Annotated in this window: 16 protein-coding genes; 2 read left to right on the top strand and 14 right to left on the bottom strand. The window is 60.3% G+C overall.

Annotated elements, in window-relative coordinates; all coding sequences use genetic code 11:
• Positions 1-3: 3 nt before the first annotated feature.
• The 11 genes from RX395_RS05280 to RX395_RS05235 all read right to left on the bottom strand — a co-directional run bounded on the left by RX395_RS05280 (position 4) and on the right by RX395_RS05235 (position 11,311).
• Positions 4-747, bottom strand: a complete 744-nt coding sequence (locus RX395_RS05280) for an L-threonylcarbamoyladenylate synthase (protein ID WP_316366015.1) — start codon at positions 745-747, stop codon at positions 4-6.
• Between the two features lie 134 nt (positions 748-881).
• Positions 882-1,376, bottom strand: a complete 495-nt coding sequence (locus tag RX395_RS05275; RefSeq protein WP_316366013.1) for a type II toxin-antitoxin system HicB family antitoxin — start codon at positions 1,374-1,376, stop codon at positions 882-884.
• Positions 1,343-1,528 (bottom strand): type II toxin-antitoxin system HicA family toxin, encoded by a 186-nt coding sequence (locus tag RX395_RS10250; RefSeq protein ID WP_089573106.1) that lies wholly within the window; start codon positions 1,526-1,528, stop codon positions 1,343-1,345. Before RX395_RS10250 ends, RX395_RS05275 begins: the two co-directional genes overlap by 34 nt.
• 68 nt (positions 1,529-1,596) lie before the next feature.
• A complete protein-coding gene (locus tag RX395_RS05270) occupies positions 1,597-2,856 on the bottom strand; it encodes a N5-glutamine methyltransferase family protein (protein WP_316366011.1) in 1,260 nt (419 codons plus the stop codon).
• A 638-nt stretch (positions 2,857-3,494) separates the two neighbouring features.
• Entirely contained in the window at positions 3,495-4,562 is a 1,068-nt protein-coding gene (prfA, locus tag RX395_RS05265; RefSeq protein ID WP_035138783.1) for a peptide chain release factor 1, read from the bottom strand.
• Between the two features lie 228 nt (positions 4,563-4,790).
• Positions 4,791-6,206 (bottom strand): M20/M25/M40 family metallo-hydrolase, encoded by a 1,416-nt coding sequence (locus tag RX395_RS05260; RefSeq protein ID WP_316366008.1) that lies wholly within the window; start codon positions 6,204-6,206, stop codon positions 4,791-4,793.
• A 72-nt stretch (positions 6,207-6,278) separates the two neighbouring features.
• Positions 6,279-7,064 carry an amino acid ABC transporter ATP-binding protein gene (locus RX395_RS05255; protein ID WP_195445300.1) on the bottom strand — a complete coding sequence of 262 codons (786 nt, stop codon included), beginning with the start codon at positions 7,062-7,064 and terminating at the stop codon, positions 6,279-6,281.
• A gap of 22 nt (positions 7,065-7,086) precedes the next feature.
• Positions 7,087-8,235 (bottom strand): amino acid ABC transporter permease, encoded by a 1,149-nt coding sequence (locus RX395_RS05250; RefSeq protein ID WP_316366005.1) that lies wholly within the window; start codon positions 8,233-8,235, stop codon positions 7,087-7,089.
• A 9-nt stretch (positions 8,236-8,244) separates the two neighbouring features.
• Positions 8,245-9,171: a transporter substrate-binding domain-containing protein gene (locus tag RX395_RS05245; RefSeq protein WP_316366003.1), complete on the bottom strand. Its 927-nt coding sequence runs from the start codon at positions 9,169-9,171 to the stop codon at positions 8,245-8,247.
• 263 nt (positions 9,172-9,434) lie between these two features.
• The gene (locus tag RX395_RS05240) at positions 9,435-10,328 is read right to left on the bottom strand and encodes an aldose 1-epimerase family protein (RefSeq protein WP_316366002.1); all 894 of its coding nucleotides are present in this window, start codon (positions 10,326-10,328) and stop codon (positions 9,435-9,437) included.
• Between the two features lie 113 nt (positions 10,329-10,441).
• Positions 10,442-11,311: a hypothetical protein gene (locus tag RX395_RS05235; protein ID WP_316366000.1), complete on the bottom strand. Its 870-nt coding sequence runs from the start codon at positions 11,309-11,311 to the stop codon at positions 10,442-10,444.
• A 250-nt stretch (positions 11,312-11,561) separates the two neighbouring features.
• Here RX395_RS05235 and RX395_RS05230 point away from each other — a divergent pair, with 250 nt between their 5' ends.
• Both RX395_RS05230 and RX395_RS05225 read left to right on the top strand, forming a co-directional pair.
• Positions 11,562-12,812: an MFS transporter gene (locus RX395_RS05230; RefSeq protein WP_316365999.1), complete on the top strand. Its 1,251-nt coding sequence runs from the start codon at positions 11,562-11,564 to the stop codon at positions 12,810-12,812.
• A 45-nt stretch (positions 12,813-12,857) separates the two neighbouring features.
• Positions 12,858-13,304, top strand: coding sequence for a low molecular weight protein-tyrosine-phosphatase (locus RX395_RS05225; RefSeq protein ID WP_316365997.1), 447 nt, complete (start codon positions 12,858-12,860; stop codon positions 13,302-13,304).
• A gap of 163 nt (positions 13,305-13,467) precedes the next feature.
• Here the strand turns inward: RX395_RS05225 and RX395_RS05220 are convergent, their stop codons facing one another.
• The 3 genes from RX395_RS05220 to RX395_RS05210 form a co-directional block, all read right to left on the bottom strand.
• Entirely contained in the window at positions 13,468-14,829 is a 1,362-nt protein-coding gene (locus tag RX395_RS05220; protein ID WP_316365996.1) for an ATP-binding protein, read from the bottom strand.
• Positions 14,830-15,010: 181 nt separating this feature from the next.
• Positions 15,011-15,340, bottom strand: a complete 330-nt coding sequence (locus tag RX395_RS05215; protein ID WP_316365994.1) for a TIGR04076 family protein — start codon at positions 15,338-15,340, stop codon at positions 15,011-15,013.
• Positions 15,333-16,157, bottom strand: coding sequence for a PfkB family carbohydrate kinase (locus tag RX395_RS05210; RefSeq protein ID WP_316365992.1), 825 nt, complete (start codon positions 16,155-16,157; stop codon positions 15,333-15,335). Before RX395_RS05210 ends, RX395_RS05215 begins: the two co-directional genes overlap by 8 nt.
• Positions 16,158-16,336: the final 179 nt, after the last annotated feature.

Raw genomic sequence — 16,336 nt, 5'->3', positions numbered from 1 at the left:
TTTCTATTGCATCGGGTCGGACAGGACCCGTTCGATCTCTGATGCGGGAAGTGCGCCTTGGCGCAGGATCTGGAGCCCGCCGTGCTGGAACGACACGATGGTCGAGGCGTCGCGACACGGGGTCTCACCGGCGTCGACGGCAACATCGACCCCCTCCAGGATGCGCTCCTCCACCGTGACAAAACTTGCCGGCGCGGGCGCGCCATGCGTGTTAGCGCTGGTGCAGGCAAGAGGGCTGCCGCAGGCGCGGATGAGCGCTTGGACCACAGGCGAGGCCGACGCGCGAAGAGCCACAGTGTCGTCGGCGGCACGCATAAAGGTCGGCACGCAGGGGGCCGCCTTGACCACAATAGTCAGGGCTCCCGGCCAGCATCGTCGTGCGAGTACGCGAGCCTCTTCGGGGATATCCACGCCATAGCGGTCGAGTGCTTCGGCATTATCAACCAGCCAGGCGACCGTTTGGGTGAGCTTGCGCTGCTTGAGGGTAAAGATGCGGCGGTAGCCGGTACCGAGCGCAGGGACCGCGGCGCCATTGACGACAGCCTGCGGATCGCGCGGCCACGATGGGAATTCGCTTGTATCTTGGAGCACGGCGTCCGAGAAGGCGTTGACTGCCACGGCGACACCGTAGACGGTCTCGGTCGGGATCAAGGCCAGGCCGCCGCGGCCGAGCACCTCGGCCGTGCGCTCGACGGCGAGCCGATGCGGCTCGCGCGTTCCCTCGTATACCCGATAGACCGTCTGCATGTGTATGCCAGCCCCTTACGCCCTGGTGCAAGTTTGTTTACTGAGGGGCATTCTCGCACGAAACGTTCAACCTATTTGGCCAGAGTGCATATTGGTTTGGTGAGCGGCTCTAGTAGTCGGTGAAAGTGAGGGGGTTATTGGAAGGCTACAGACTTCTTTGGTCTTCCGGCGTGACGTTCTTGGGCGGCGTAGCGCTCGATGCTGTCTATCGTTATCATCCGACGGCCGTCGACAAGTTCAACATCGAGCTTTCCGGCTTTGACCAGCGCGGTAATCCGCGGAGCGGAGACTTTGAGGTCCAGCGCTGCGTCTTTAAATGTTCGGCACGCCGCTTCCCGAGCGTCCTCGTGGTCGATTTCGACTGAAAGGGCCACGACCTCGGCCGAGCGTTCGTACCCTGCCGGAGTCAAACCGTTGTTGAGGTCGTCGGCCAAAAATGCCATCAGCGCCTCGGTGGCATGGGCAATCGCTTCTTCGCGCGTATCCCCATCGGCAAAGGCGCCGGGAATCTGCGGGAAGCTGGCACAGTAACCGTCGTCTTCTTTTATGAGAACGCAGTCATAGGTAAATCGTTGTTTCATCATGACCCCCTCGGCTACCATCCAGCTTGGCGACGAATACTTGCCCACGTGCCCTTCTTTGGTCGATCACCACCCGAGCCGTTCACGGTGACAACACGGTCACCGGAAACATACTTGGCATGACTACCGACTTGCGCGACCTTCACGAATCCATCGTGCTTGAGTAGGGCAATGATTTCCCGAAAGGTAGGAGGTTGCATGGGCCGACCTCTTTCAGCCGTCCTAATTATAAACTACTTTATAATTTTTGCTAACCAGTTAATAAATATTACTGGCGCTGCTTGGGCTCGGTGACGATGGCCCGGACGATGCGGGGGCGATCGGTGAGGTCGTGGACGATGCGCACGTCCGACAGACCCGCTTGACGGCAGAGCTCGGCCGCAGCGTCGAGCGCGCCCTCGTAGAGCTCGCAGGCAAAGAGGCCGCCGGCGCGTAGCATGTAGGGTGCCGCGTTGAGCAGACGGCGGAAGATATCGAGGCCGTCGGCACCACCCTCGAGCGCCAGATCGGGCTCAAAGTCCTTGACCTCGTGCGGCAGCGAGCGCATGACATCGGTGGGGATGTAGGGCGGGTTGGAGACGAGTACGTCAAAGGTGCCCCACTCGTCGTGGGGAATGGAGCTCACCAGGTTGGTGAGGCTAAAGGCGACCTCGTCGGATGTGAGGCCAAGCGCATCGCGGTTTTTGGTAGCAAGGTCGATGGCGCGCGGCTCGATATCGGTAGCAGTGCAGGTGACGTGGCCGCGACGCTCCCAGGCAAGCGAGAGCGAGATGCAGCCCGTGCCGCAGCCGACCTCGAGAACGCGGGCGATGCGGGGCTCGGCTGGAGCAGGTACGTTGGCCTCGGCGGCATCTTGCGCGGGAGTCGTCTGTTGGTCGTTGTCCTCAATGGCGATGCCGTATTCGTCGAGCTCGGACTTGGCGGCTTCCGCGACTTCGGCTTCTGCTGCCTGCGCGGCGGCTTCCTCGGCCTCGCGGTCGGCCAGTTCCTCGGCATAGGCACGGCTGCCCAGCACGTCGCCGCCTAGCGCCGCCTCATCGGCAGCCGTCAGGTTAGCGGCACGGCGCTCGGCGGTCGCGCGTTCGTCTGCCAGCGCGGCCTCGGCTTTGCGGGCCTCTTCGACCTCATCGTTCCAAGGCAGCTCAACACGCTGACGGGCAGCGGCCTCGGGACTCAGCACCTCGGCATCCAGATAGTTCAGGACTTCCTCGACGAGCATCTCGGTCTCGGGGCGCGGGATGAGCACGCAGGGGGCGCACGCGACGTCGATCATGCGAAACTGCGTGCTACCGGTGATGTACTGCAGCGGTTCGCCTTTGGCGCGACGAACGACGGCCGCGTGCATGGTCTCGAGCTGCGCTGCGTCGAGCGTCTCGTCCATGCGCATATACAAGTCGATACGCGCCAGGCCCGTTGCCGCGCACAGCAGCCACTCGGCAGAAAGACGGGGATGCTCCTCACCGCGCTCGGCCAGGTACTCCTTGGTCCACTCGAGACAACGCTTGATGGTCCAGATCTCGTTTGCCATGGGGTCCTCCCCTCTTAAGCGCCGGACGGCGCGCGAATGTCGGAGCAGATTGTACGCGAGGGCGGCACGCGGCAAGGGACGATTGGAAGCGATTATCGAGAATCAGCCCAGAATTTTGCACTGGGCTCGCTCAAAGTGTTCATTCGCCGACGTCTAGATTTGCATTCGTCAAGCTTTTGGCAAGGTTGCCCTTAACCTGACCAATATCTAACCAAACGCTTGCCACATCGCTTGACGCGCGACGCGTCAAAAATCACCCCGCGACTTCTTGAACGATTTTTCGAGCAATATTTTCAATTGCAGATGAAGGCTGCTGATTACTTTAAGCAGTTAGACAGCTTAATTTCTAACAAAGCAGATTAAATAAACTCGAATAGCAATTTACTCAACCTAGTCATTTAAGAACGTCCCCAATGAATACATCTAAGGCACCGCAGGTTGAGCATACCCAATGACTACCCAAGAGAACGCCGCAGGTAGAGGACGGACAGCGAGCGCCGCCCAGAGCGAACAAGTTGGCATGAAAAAGGCGAGGCATAGACCTTCTGGTCATGCCTTGCCTTTTGAATGACAAATTGTCGCTCTGGGCGGCGCGCAGCGTCAAGCCGTTACGCGGTTTGGTAAAACCGCGTAACCCACTACACAGCCTGTGCCAGCTTCTCGGCTCGCTCGGCGGCGGCAAGTGCCTCGATGACGGTGCCGAGCTGATCGCCCAGAAGGACGCCGTTATAGGTGGAGTTGAAGCCGATACGGTGATCGGTCACGCGGTCCTGGGGCTGGTTGTAAGTACGGATCTTCTCGGAACGGTTGCCGTGGCCAATCTGGCTCTGGCGCTCGGCGCCGAGCTCGGCCTGCTGCTTCTCTAGCTCCATCTCGTACAGACGGGCACGCAGCATCTGCATGCAGACCTCGCGGTTCTGGATCTGGGAACGCTGCTCCTGCGACTGCACCACGGTGTTGGTGGGCAGGTGGGTGATGCGCACGGCGGAGTAGGTGGTGTTAACGCACTGACCGCCAGGGCCGGAGGCGCAGTAGGTATCGATGCGCAGGTCGGACTGGTTGATCTGAACGTCGATCTCCTCGGCCTCGGGAAGCACGGCGACGGTTGCCGTGGAGGTCTGGATGCGACCCTGGGACTCGGTCTTGGGGACGCGCTGGACGCGATGCACGCCGGACTCGTACTTCATGACGGAGTAGACGCGGTCGCCCTCGACCTTGAACTCAATGGACTTAAAGCCGCCGGCCTCGCTGGGACTGGAGTCGAGCACGGTGGTCTTCCAGCCGCGCGACTCGCAGAAGCGCTGGTACATCTTGTACAGGTCGCCGGCGAAGATGGCCGCCTCGTCGCCACCGGCGGCAGAGCGAATCTCGACGATGGTGTTCTTGTCGTCGTTGGGGTCGCTCGGGATGAGCATGTACTTGATGTCTTCCTCGAGCTGGGGAAGCTTGGCCTCGTTTTCGGAGATGTCCATCTGGAGCATCTCCTTCTCATCGGCATCGGTGGTATCGTGCAGCATTTCCTTGGCAGCCTCGATGTCATCGAGCGCGCCGATGTACTCGCGCGAGGCGGCAATGAGGTCGGACTGGTGCGCGTACTCCTTGTTGAGACGCGTGAACTCCTTGATATCGGAGGCGACGGCCGGGTCGGAAAGCTTCTTCTCGAGCTCCTCGTAGGCCTTGATGATCTTTTCGAGCTTGTCGCGCATGACGGACTCCTTTATATGCGTGAAGGCGAAAATCGGCAGAATTGATGGGGCGCGGGGCGCCGCTGCGGGGGTAAGTCCAGCTAGAGCATGTCGATCTTCAGATACATGCGCATCCCTTCGCGTATGGGGTACATAGTTGCGGTCTAACCCATATATGATAGCGTGCGCAGGCAAACCTGCATATAACCCGCACGGAATCCGACAAAGGGACAGTCCCTTTGTCGGATTCTAAAGCGTATGGATCAGGGCGACGAGGAAGCGGGCACCCTGGAGGTAGGCGCGGCGGGTAATGCGCTCGTTGGTGCCGTGGACGCCGCGATCGCACTCGTCATCGTCGACCACAAAGGCCGAGAAGCGAATGCACTCGGAGCAAATGCGCTGGTAGTTGGCAGCGTCGGTCGCGCCGATCACGGTCGAGGGGACAATCGCCAACGGCTCGGATGATCCGTTTTCCTCCGTCCCCTTTGGATCACGGAAATAGCGGGCGGCGATGGAGCGAACCGCCTCGAGTCCCGGTCCGCCGATGCGCGGAGACGGCGAGGGTTCGGAGCTGCCGGGGCCCAGCTCCACTTCGACACGACCGGCAAGGTCCGCCCCGGCAACCGCTTCGCGGCAGCGCGCCACAACGTCGGCCACGCTCGTGCCCTCGAGCATGCGGAAGTTGATGTTGGCCCACATATCCTGCGGCATTACGTTGGCGCCGGTGCTGCCACCCTCGATCTGCGTGGGCGCGCAGGTGGTCGTCACCAGCGGATAGAGCTTCTTGCTGGCAAGGCAATCGCGGACAATGGCACCCCCGTTGGCGGCAATTTCATCGGCGGTATAGAGCCCCAGCTCGACGAGCTGCGCGGCAAGCAGGTCGGTCACGCGCGCCGGCCATTCGATATCGCAGATTGCGGTGATGGCACGGCTGAGCACCTCGAGCGATGTGCCACCGTAGGGGTTGGACGAATGCCCGCCCTCACTCTTCGTCTTGAGCACGATATCGGCATAGCCCTTCTCGGCAAGGTCGCCGTGCATGAGCCAGTCCTCGCCCGCGCTGTACTCGGCAGCCGAAACGATGCGGTAGTCGCCCTCGTCGATCAGGTACTCAAGCTCAATGCCGCGCTCCTCGAGCGCGCGGCCGATGGCGCCTGCGCCGTACTGCGTAGTCTCCTCGTCCTGGCCAAAGGCGAGCAGCAGGGTACGCTTGTGCTCCCAGCCGTGTGCGAGCGCATACTCAACCGCCTCGAGAATGCCTGCGACCTGGTCTTTCATATCGATGGCGCCGCGACCCCAAATGTAGGTGTCGTCCACATGTCCGCTAAAGGGGGCGTGCGTCCAGTCAGCCTCGGTGCCGGGTACCACGGGAACCACGTCCATGTGGCCCATGAGCATAATGGGCTTGAGGGCAGGGTCGGAACCGCTAAGCGTCACCAATAGCGAATGGTCGATAAGCTCGACCTTACCCGCCGTAAATACGTGCGGCCAAGCCTGCTGCATATACGCGCGCAGGTCGTCGAACGGCTGCCAGTTCACCGCCTCGGCATCCATACTCGAGATGGTCGGAAACGACAGCACGCGGCCCAGGCGCTCGCACGCACCAGCTTCGTCCAAATCGGCAAAATCATCCTCATGCGCAAAGAAGCGCCAAACCTCGGCCATGACATCCTTTCGATTGTGATGACGAGGGCCGCCCCACGGGAGCGGCCCTGTCATGCAAACATTTGCGGTCGGTTACTTGTCCTCGAGATAACGCGAGAGGAACTCGCGGGTGCGCTGGTGTTTGGGGTTGCCAAAGATCTCGGCCGGCGCGGCGTCCTCGAGCACCACGCCCTTATCCATAAAGACCACGCGGTCGGACACGGTTCGGGCAAAGGCCATCTCGTGCGTGACGACGACCATGGTCATGCCGTCGGCCGCGAGCTTGCGCATGACCTCGAGCACCTCGCCCACGATCTCGGGGTCGAGCGCGGAGGTCGGCTCGTCGAACAGCATGATCTGCGGATTCATGCATAGGGCGCGGGCGATGGCCACGCGCTGCTTTTGGCCGCCGGACAGGCGACCCACGGCGGCGTGCGCGAACTTTTCGAGCCCCACACTCGTCAAATGCTCCATCGCGACCTTCTCGGCCTCGGCCTTGCTCATTTTTTTGAGCGTGACGGGCGCAAGCGTGCAGTTGTCGAGCACATCCATGTTGTTGAACAGGTTAAAGCCCTGGAACACCATGCCGATGTCCTCACGCAGCTTGTTAATGTTGCAGCGCTCGGCCGTAAGGTCCTGGCCGTGGAACCAGATATGGCCCGCGTCCGGAGTCTCGAGCAGGTTGAGGCAGCGCAGAAAGGTCGATTTGCCCGAGCCTGAGGCGCCGATAATGGTGACGACCTCGCCGGGGTTAACGGACAGGTCGATGCCCTTGAGCACCTCGAGCGAGCCAAAGCTCTTGCGCAGGCCCTCGACGCGGATGAGCGGCTCGTTGGTCTGTGCGGCGGCCGCGGTGCCGGTAGTGGCGGTATCTGCCATGATGATTCTCCTCGTCTTGAGCCTAGTTGGAGCTGGGCAGCGTGACCGGAGCCTCGGCGCCGAGCTTTTTGCCAAAGGCCTCGAGCAGGCGGCTCGCCACGAGCGTCAGGATCAGGTAGACCACGAGCGCCACGCAGTAGACCTCCATCTGGCGGTAGTACACGCCGGCGACGGTGGTGGTGGCGTACATGAGGTCAAACACGCCGATGACCGAGAGCACCGACGAATCCTTGATGTTGATGATGAGCTCGTTGGTGAGCGCCGGAATCGCGTTTTTAATGCCCTGGGGGAACACGACTTTGCGCATAGCTTGCCACTGCGACAGGCCCAGCGAGCGTGCTGCCTCGGCCTGGCCGGGATCGATGGACTCGATGCCGCCGCGCAGGACCTCCATCATGTAGGCGGTGGAGTTGAGCGAAATGGTGACGAGGCCGGCGGTGAAGGTGCTCCAGATCTGGTTGGCCTGGGCGGTCTCGAAGCCCATGCCGCGCAAAACGGTGAAGCCCGCGTAATAGATGAGCAGACCCTGGACCATCATGGGCGTGCCGCGCACGATGGTGGAGTAGACGGTCGCAAAGCCGCGGCCGATACTCTTAAAGAAGCGCACCAGGTCGTTGTCCACGCGGTCGAACGTCTGAATACGCAGGAACACAAAGAGCAGTGCCAGGAAGAATGCGATGACAGTGCCGAAGGTGGCAAGCGCGATGGTGATCTCGATACCGCGAATGAAGAAGTCCCCGCTCTTGTAGGTCATGTAGACCAGGCTCGACAAAAAGTCGCTGGGGTTGGAGTCCGAGACAATGCTCACCTGCACCAGATCGATAAACGACATGACGCAGCGGTCCACGAAAAAGATCGCCGCGATGGCGACCACGACGTAGCTGCCCAGGCGTGCGCCACGGCGGCAACGCTCGGAGGCGAACGGCGACGTTTCGCGATAGTCGTTCCAGTGCATGAGCTTGGTGACCAGCGCCGCCGCCGACACGACGAGCCAGGCCCAAAGAATCGCCCAAAGGCAATCTTGGAACACGCCCGTGGGGGCCAAGAAGCTCAGCGGCGTGGGGTTGCGCTGGCTAAACGCCAGGCCGAGCGCCGCGATAACGCTCGTGCCCAGGTATATATAACGGTGGTCGGCCTTGATAAAGGAGGCCAGGCGATTAATGGTTTTCATGCTGCCTCCCTATGCCGGCTGACGGTCGAGGCACGCGTCCCACATTTGGTCGCGCTCCTCTTGGCTAATGCCCTTGAGTGTCTTGTCGATGAGCTTAAGCAGCTTGTCCGAGCCCTTGCGGCAACCGACATTTGCCGCGACCTCCTGCTTAAAGCCCTCGCCCTCGGCAAATTGAATCGGCACGATACCCGGGTTTTGGGCCATATAGCCCTTCTCGTTCTCAGTGTTGTAGGTCACGGCGTCGCAGGTGCCCTGCAGCAGATTCGAAAACACCGTGGGGACCGAGTCGACCGGGTTCTTGTGGACAACGCCCGGGATCTCGTCGATGACGGTATCGAGCATGGTGTCCTTTTGGCCGAGCACCGTAGCGCCGCTAAAGTCGCTGAGCTTGGTCGCATTCTGGTAGGGCGAGCCCTCTTTTACGAACAGGCCAAAGTATCCAATGAAGTACGGATCGGAAAAGCCGACAGACTCCTCACGCTCGGGCGTGGCGCTCATGCCGGCGATGATGAGGTCGATCTGGCCGTTGTTGAGCGAATCGATAAGACCCGAGAAGCTCTGCTTGACGGCAACGGGCTCGCCACCGAGGGCCTTGCAGACGATCTTGGCGATCTGCACGTCGTAACCATCGGCATAGGCGCCCTGCACGTTGTCGATGGGGATGGTGTACTCGCTGGCTTCGGAGACCTGCCAGTTGTACGGGGCGTAGGCCGCCTCCATGCCGATGCGGATCTTGTCCTTGCCGATCACGGAATCGGACAGGTCGTCGCGACCGCCGCCCGTCGTGGGCTGAACTACTTCCAGCGTGGAGGGGCGCTGGCAACCGGCAAGTGCGCCGGCGACGACAGAAGCGCTCGCAGCGAGAGCGCTACCCAAAAAGATGCGACGGCTGCATACCGGCTGTGGATGCGCATCGCGTTGATGGGGAGAATGCATAATCTGCCTTCCCTGTTGAATCGTATGCTGACGAGTTAACAGGATATACGCCAGCGACCAGCAGCGCAGCACAAGCTCGAAAAATTAATAGACACACGGTAGTCATTGGGGACGTCGATGTTTTGGCAATGCCGGCGAGCGACGTCCAGAGCGAACAAGTGGCATGAAAAAGGCAAGGCATGACCAGAAGGTCTATGCCTTGCCTTATGAATGACAAATTATCGCTCTGGACGGCGCGCAGCATCGACCGAGCGGCGGAACCTCTAGAGCAGGGTGACGCTAAAGCTACGTTTATCGGTGGCGCCGGGAGCCAAGGTGATGGTGTTGACCTTGTGCTCAAAGACATCGTCCTCGGTGTCCATGGTGGTATGACCGGTCCAGGGCTCGAGCGCCACAAACGGAGCTTCGTTGGCGGCAGACCACACGCCAATGTACTTAAAGCCCTCAAAGTCGATCTTGACGCCGTGACCCGACTTGCGACCGCGCAGCGTGAGCGTGGAACCCGGGGTATCGGTGAACATGATGGCGTCGTTATCGAAGCTGCGGTGCGTGATGGGCAGCACGTCCGAGTTATCGGGAGCCTTGTAGCTACCCTCGAACGTCATAAGACCGTCGGGCGTGATGATGGGAGCCTCGTTCGTCCAAGCCTCAGTAAACGCCAGCTCGTAATCCTCGAACGCCTCGTCCTCGGCACCGGGGGCGGGCACGTTAAATGCGGGGTGGCCGCCCACCGAGAACGGCAGGTCCACGTCGCCGGTGTTGGTAACGGCAAAGGTCTGCGTGAGGGTGGCGTCTCCGGTCAAGGCATAGGTCATGTTGAGCTTAAAGTGGAACGGGAACGCCTTGAGCGACTCGGGCGTATCGGTGATCTCGTACGTTACCGAGGAGCCGTCCTCCGAAACCTCGACCAGCTTGTGCTCGACAATGCGCGCGAGTCCGTGGCGCGGCATCTCGCAGGTGCCGGCCGCAGACGTTGCCGTGTTATTGCGCAGCGAGCCCACAATGGGGAACAGGATGGGCGCGTGCTTGCCCCAAAAGGCGGGGTCGCCCTGCCACAGATACTCGTTGCCGTTGAGGGCAAGGCTCGTGAGCTGGGCGCCCATGGAATCGATGGCCGCGGTGAGGCCGCCGCGCTTGATGGTAGTGACGGTAGACATGCTACTTCCTCCAAAAGTAAACAATAGTGTCGAGGGCTATTGTCCCACTCTTGGCGGCGGGACGGGACGGCAGGCGATTATTGAGTAGCCATAGCGGAATGAGCGGCGAGCGCCTACTGGGTATCTACGTAAAGGTCGAACCCGCCCTGCGGTGTGGTGTCGACCGTGTCGGGCGCCTGTGAGTTAAAGTTCACGGGAACCATGCGCTTTGAGGCGCGGAAGCGCGTGCCGTCGGTGGCGACGGGCGGTTCATCGACCGTGAGCTCGTAGTCGCCAGGCTTGAGCTCGATGCCGTCACCAGCGGAATTGACGTATTGATACTCGTCAATCGTCTGCCCTTTGAGCGTGCGCCCCACGATGTGGATGAGCATTTGGCTGTCGCCGCGCGCGGTGTCCCACGTCGCGCCGTCCTTGACCTCGACCGACACATGCACCGAGCGCGTACGACCGAGCGATTGCTCGACAGACATCTCGACCTTGGCGGCGTCTTTTCGCTGTTGTTCAACATGGCTCCAGACGTTTCCAATTACCGAGCATGCGATAACGCCGGCCATGAAGGCGATAAGGATGGGGCCGAGCGGAGAGCGACGTCCTGCATCTTCCTCGCGAGACAGATTGGGACGACGTGTGGGCGCGGGCGCCTGAGCACCCTGCGAGGGCACGTCGAGAATACTGAAGGATGCCGTGCTGCCGGGATCGATGGTGTGGCGCGGCTGCGGGGTCTTTGCCGGCGAGATTGACATGTCGGCCGGCTCGCCGAGCGTGGCCGTAGCGTCAGCCTTGGCCTCGTCTGCCTCGGCCTGGGCCCAAGCTTGTTCGAAGGTCAGAGGCTCGACGGGGTCGAGGGCGGCGTCAGAGTCGGCGGCAACGTCGTTGCCGGTCTCGTCCTCGTCGCTCGACACATCACGCGGCGTGGGCTCGTCCCACTCCTCGTCCGGAGCCTCACCCTCGCTATACCACCATTCAAAGTTATCGATATCCATACGGGGCGCCCCTTAGGCCTCGCAAATAAACGCTTGCTAGCCTTATACCCCCAGACGGCACGGCGGCTCGCCGGCACAGATAGGAAAACCATCACAACATTCGACGCTTTTCCTCGTTTTCGAGATTTTCATCGAATGTTGTGACGGTTTGGGCGGCAGCCACGCCGCGAATGTGACAAAGAGACTGTCCCTTTGTCACATTCTGTTAGAGTTGCAGGGATTGAATCCCGCTTATTCACGCGACATTGGAGTGACAACCTTGACCGCCGCAACCACGCCAAAAAGTAAGTCAACCGCCGCCGCGCTCTCCCCCGCGCGCACCAAGCTCTGCCTGGCGCTGCTCGTGTTGTTAGGCTTTTCGCTCGGCTGCTCCGAGTTCGTGGTCATCGGCATCGAAAGTGACTTGGCGACGGAACTCGGCGTATCGCTTGCCACCGCAGGCCAACTTATTAGCGTGTTCGCACTGATCTACGCTATCTCGACGCCGGTGCTCGCGCTCAGCACGGGGCGTTTTCGCCGCTACCAGCTGCTCGTGTGCTACAGCATCGTCTTTGTGCTCGGCAACCTGGTCATGGCGTTGGCGCCCAACTTCCAGGTGCTGTTCATCTCGCGCATCATCCTAGGCTCCGTCTCGGGCGCACTGCTCGCCGTGGGCGTGACGTACATCCCCGAGCTTCTGTCTCCGCAGCAAACTTCGCTTGCCATCTCGGTGGTATATGGTGCGTTTTCCGTGGCAATGGTCTTTGTCACTTCGATCGGCAAGTTTGTGGCCGACACGCTCGATTGGCACGTGGCCATGTACGGCACGCTGGCCTTTGCCGTTCTGATCTGCGGAGCGCTCGTGGCGTTTATGCCGCGCGCTGGGCAAACCGACGAGCCCGCCACTTTTCGCGAGCAGGCGGGTCTGCTACGCGAGCCGAGCATCATCACCGGCATGCTCATCTTTTTGTTTGGCGTGGGGTCGGTCTACGTTTTCTACGGCTACGTGACGCCTTATCTTGAGCAGGTGCTGGGCATGGGCACGGTCGAAGCCAGTACCACGCTCATGGCCTACGGCGTGTTCTGCCTGATCTCGAACATCCTGGGCGGATGGATCGATGCGCGCTTTGGCATGAAGGCGCTACTCGTGACGTTTGTGCTGCAGGCTGCAGCGTTACTCGGACTGTTTGCTGTGGGCGGCACCATGCCGCTCGCGCTGGTCTTTGTCTTTAGCCTGGCGCTGCTCATGTACCTGTTCTCGGTGTCGTGCATCACGCACTTTATGGACGTGGCACGCAGCCGCCATCCCAAGTCGATGGTACTCGCAAGTTCGGTTGAGCCCATGGCGTTTAACGTCGGCATCTCGTTTGGCACCGCAGTGGGCGGCGCCGTGGTAAGCAGCGTTGGCATTGCATATGTAGGCGCAGTGGGTGCCGCGTTCTCGCTTGTGGCCTGGGTGCTTACGCTGGTGACGATTAAGTTGGCTCGCTGGGAACGCAAGAGGGCGATGGCGCAGGCGTAGATGCGATACTCGAGCTCGATGATGGCGATCGAAAGGAAACCGCATATGCAACGTGTACTGTTTATCTGCTATGGAAACATCTGCCGCTCGACGATGGCCGAGTCGGTGTTTACCGAGCTCGTGCGCCGCGCTGGGCGCGAGGCGGAGTTTGCCATCGATTCCGCGGCGACCTCGACCGAGGAGATCGGCAACCCGCCACACCACGGTACCGTTGCCAAGCTGCGCGAGGTCGGGATTCCCGTCGTTGCGCACCGTGCCCGCCAGGTGCGTCGCGCGGAGTATGGCGACTGGGATCGCATTGTCTATATGGATGCCGAGAACGCGCGTGGCCTGTACCGAATTTTTGGGAAGGACCCCGATGGCAAGATCTCGCGCCTGCTCGATTGGACCGATCGCCCCGGCGACGTGGCCGATCCCTGGTACACCGGCAATTTCGACGCCACCTACCGCGATGTACTCGCCGGTTGCACCGCTATGCTCGAGCAGCTGTAGGCGCTCGGGCGGCGCGGACACACGGGCCACGCCATCGGCATAAAACGAGCGTGGGTTTTCTCCCGCTTTGAGCGTTCAAGTGCGCCCTAAACGGGAGAAAATCCACGCTCGTTATCTCGGTGGGAGAAAATCCACACTCATGAATGTGACAAAGGGACTGGCCCTAGACCGGCTTGACCTCCAACTTTACCCCCTCGGCACAGGAGTCGCCCAAAACATCCGAAAGGGCCCAGGTCGCATATAGCGGCAAATAGAGAACTGCTCCGTTGCGCTCAACGTTGCCTCTCGAGAAAACAACCCCGAGCCTTACGCCATATTCAGCCGTATCAAGCACATGACCGAGCGCGGCGTGCGCGTGGTAATAGGAGCCCGATTTAACCTCGATCGGAACAGCCGTCCCATCCGGTCCATCGACCACAAAGTCCACTTCACCGCGCTTTTTTGTCTGATAGTAGTAAAGCTGGCGATTTTGGGCAGCCAGCTGCTGGGCCACCACGTTTTCGTAAATGCCGCCCAGATTGGGCTCCTTGCTATCAAGATACGCCGCTTGGGCGACTCCAACGGGGTAGCGCGCCATCAACATGCCCGTGTCCGATTGATATAGCTTGAACTGCGATGGCCGTGCCGTCTTGAGCAGGGGCGATTTTGGCTCGGTTACGATATCGGCTTTGAGAGCAACGCCGGCATCGACAAGCCATACAAAATCTCGCTGATACTTCTCGTAGTGAGCCTTGGGGTCAATGGAATTGAGCACGAAGCGCTTGTTTTCGCCCTCGAGCATAATAGGGAGCTGATCGTAGATGCTCTGCACCTGAAGGGCTCGCCCGCTTGCATACTTGGAGATATCCCGTCGGTACTGTTCGTTGAGCTCTGACTGCAGCTGACGAACAGAGGCAAGGTCGCCCCGCGTGTCAAGGAAACGCTGCACGACCTCTGGCATTCCGCCGACAACGGTATAGGTCCTGAAGTTTGCCATCATCGCGTCATGAATGTAACCAGGAATGGGCTTCTCGTTGATGCACGCGTCGCGTATCGTTTGGCGAGCCCCTTCGCTCACCCCGATTGCCCAGCAAAACTCCTCAAAATCGAGCGGGAACATCCTAAGCTCGTGAACATATCCCACGGGATAGGATCTGACGCCCTTGAACTGGGTCCCGAGCATTGACCCCGAAAACGCCCAGTGGCAGCGCCCATCCTCAACAAGGAACTTTGCCATTGTCATGATGTCGGGGGCCTCTTGGACCTCATCGATAAACACGAGCGTTTTGCCTGGTGCAATCGACTTTCCCGAAAGAAGCGTCACCCTGCTGATGAAATCATCGGCATCCCGCGCCTCGAGAAGAGCATCTTTTGCCTGGCGATTTTCCATGAGGTTAAGCTCGATGTAGGTTGCATGGTTGGCTTTGCCAAATGCGCGAATCGAATAGCTTTTGCCGATCTGGCGAGAACCCGTAATGAACAAGGCCTTTTGCTCGGAAGACTTCAGCCAACGCTCCAGCTCTGCCGCTATTTTCCTGCGCAGCATAGGCCCTCCTCAGTGTCATCAAATGAAATGCAAAGTTTTATACGCTTGATTATCGATGAAATGCAGAGTTTTAGAACCTAAAATCGGATGAAATGCAGAGATTTGAGATTACAAGCACAATAGAAGGAACACCACCGGCGAATGTGACAAAGGGACTGTCCCTTTGTCACATTGCGCTCGACTATTCGTCGACGATCTCGGCAAGCCAGACGTTCAGCGTATCGACCTCGGGACAGCAGAACTTTGCCGTACCGGGCTCGTTGCCAGGCACGGTTCCGCCATAGCGCAGGATATCGATATAGGGAAAGCCCACATGGCAGGCCATGGCGCACATCTTGCCGCGATCTCGGTCAAAGTCAAAAACGTCGCCCGGCTTGTGACCATGGTGGCAGCGGCACGCACCCAGCTGGTCCACGCAGCTCACGCGGATACGCGGACGCTTGCCACGCGGCGCGCCGAGCGGCTTGTTCTCGCCCGTAGGCTTGATGCCGCCCTCGTCGGCGTTACTCATGGTCGATCACGTCCAAGCAGGCCTCGATGGGCAGGCCGGCCGACTTGTCCTCTTGATCGGCATTGCGCTCGATAAGCCCAGCCACCACGCGCATGGCATCGGACGTCGCGCGCTGCAGACTCCAACCTGCCATAACGCGGCCGACGAGCACCGCCGAGAACGTGTCGCCCGTGCCCGGGAAATAGACCGGAATGAGCTCAAAGGGAATTGTAAAGTACTCCCCCGCCACATGGTCGTAACCGATAACCGCGTTCGTGCCATTGACTACGGCGCTCGTAATGACAACAGACTTGGCACCCAGCTCGCGCACAGCGTCCACAAGGGTGCGGGCCTCATCGGGCGTAATTTGCTCGGCGATAGGCCTATCGGCAAGCAGGCACGCCTCGGTGTAGTTGGGAACCGCGTAGTCGGCGCACTCCAGCAGATGCCGCATAAGGCCAATCGTGGACTCGGGCACGCCCGCATAGAGCTTGCCGTTGTCGCCCATGATGGGGTCGACGAACACCTTGGTGCCCTTTTGCGCACGGCGGTGGCAAAAGTCCGAGATGATGCGCGTCTCTTCCTCGGTCACGATAAAGCCGGTCGAGATGGCGTCGAACTCAAAGCCGAGCTCCTCCCAGATGGCGAGGCTCTGGCGCACGTACTCGGTGGTGTCGTGGATGTAGAACTTGGGATAGTTGAGCGTATCGGACACAAGCGCCGTCGGCAGGTTATGGATACGGTAGCCCATGTGCGACAGCACCGGCAGCATGGCAGAAAGCGCGACCTTGCCGTAGCCGCACATATCGTTGATCAGCAGCAGCTGAGTGTTCTTCATGAGGGTCTCCCTTGGTTCGGGCACGGCGCAGCAGCGCCACAGTGCGACTAAGTGTAGCGCAGGGAGCACGGCAGGCGGGCGCTGGTGCCGTGGAGGTCGAATTGTTGCGGAAAGGTTACGGGAAGGAAGTTAGTCGTTGGGGACGTTCTTAAATGACTAGTCAAACAAGAACGTCCCCA

The sequence above is a fragment of the Collinsella aerofaciens genome (assembly GCF_032584215.1).
Classification (GTDB): Bacteria; Actinomycetota; Coriobacteriia; order Coriobacteriales; family Coriobacteriaceae; genus Collinsella.
This window is presented reverse-complemented; position numbering and strand designations above follow the sequence as displayed.

Bases quoted from the DNA above. Each gene is read 5' to 3' on its own strand.
- RX395_RS05240 (WP_316366002.1), bottom strand. From the start codon at position 10,328: ATGTCTACCGTCACTACCATCAAGCGCGGCGGCCTCACCGCGGCCATC.
- RX395_RS05255 (WP_195445300.1), bottom strand. From the start codon at position 7,064: ATGGCAGATACCGCCACTACCGGCACCGCGGCCGCCGCACAGACCAAC.
- RX395_RS05220 (WP_316365996.1), bottom strand. From the start codon at position 14,829: ATGCTGCGCAGGAAAATAGCGGCAGAGCTGGAGCGTTGGCTGAAGTCT.
- RX395_RS05260 (WP_316366008.1), bottom strand. From the start codon at position 6,206: ATGGCCGAGGTTTGGCGCTTCTTTGCGCATGAGGATGATTTTGCCGAT.
- RX395_RS05215 (WP_316365994.1), bottom strand. From the start codon at position 15,340: ATGAGTAACGCCGACGAGGGCGGCATCAAGCCTACGGGCGAGAACAAG.
- RX395_RS05250 (WP_316366005.1), bottom strand. From the start codon at position 8,235: ATGAAAACCATTAATCGCCTGGCCTCCTTTATCAAGGCCGACCACCGT.
- RX395_RS05245 (WP_316366003.1), bottom strand. From the start codon at position 9,171: ATGCATTCTCCCCATCAACGCGATGCGCATCCACAGCCGGTATGCAGC.
- RX395_RS05280 (WP_316366015.1), bottom strand. From the start codon at position 747: ATGCAGACGGTCTATCGGGTATACGAGGGAACGCGCGAGCCGCATCGG.
- RX395_RS10250 (WP_089573106.1), bottom strand. From the start codon at position 1,528: ATGCAACCTCCTACCTTTCGGGAAATCATTGCCCTACTCAAGCACGAT.
- RX395_RS05225 (WP_316365997.1), top strand. From the start codon at position 12,858: ATGCAACGTGTACTGTTTATCTGCTATGGAAACATCTGCCGCTCGACG.
- RX395_RS05235 (WP_316366000.1), bottom strand. From the start codon at position 11,311: ATGGATATCGATAACTTTGAATGGTGGTATAGCGAGGGTGAGGCTCCG.
- RX395_RS05270 (WP_316366011.1), bottom strand. From the start codon at position 2,856: ATGGCAAACGAGATCTGGACCATCAAGCGTTGTCTCGAGTGGACCAAG.
- RX395_RS05210 (WP_316365992.1), bottom strand. From the start codon at position 16,157: ATGAAGAACACTCAGCTGCTGCTGATCAACGATATGTGCGGCTACGGC.
- prfA (WP_035138783.1), bottom strand. From the start codon at position 4,562: ATGCGCGACAAGCTCGAAAAGATCATCAAGGCCTACGAGGAGCTCGAG.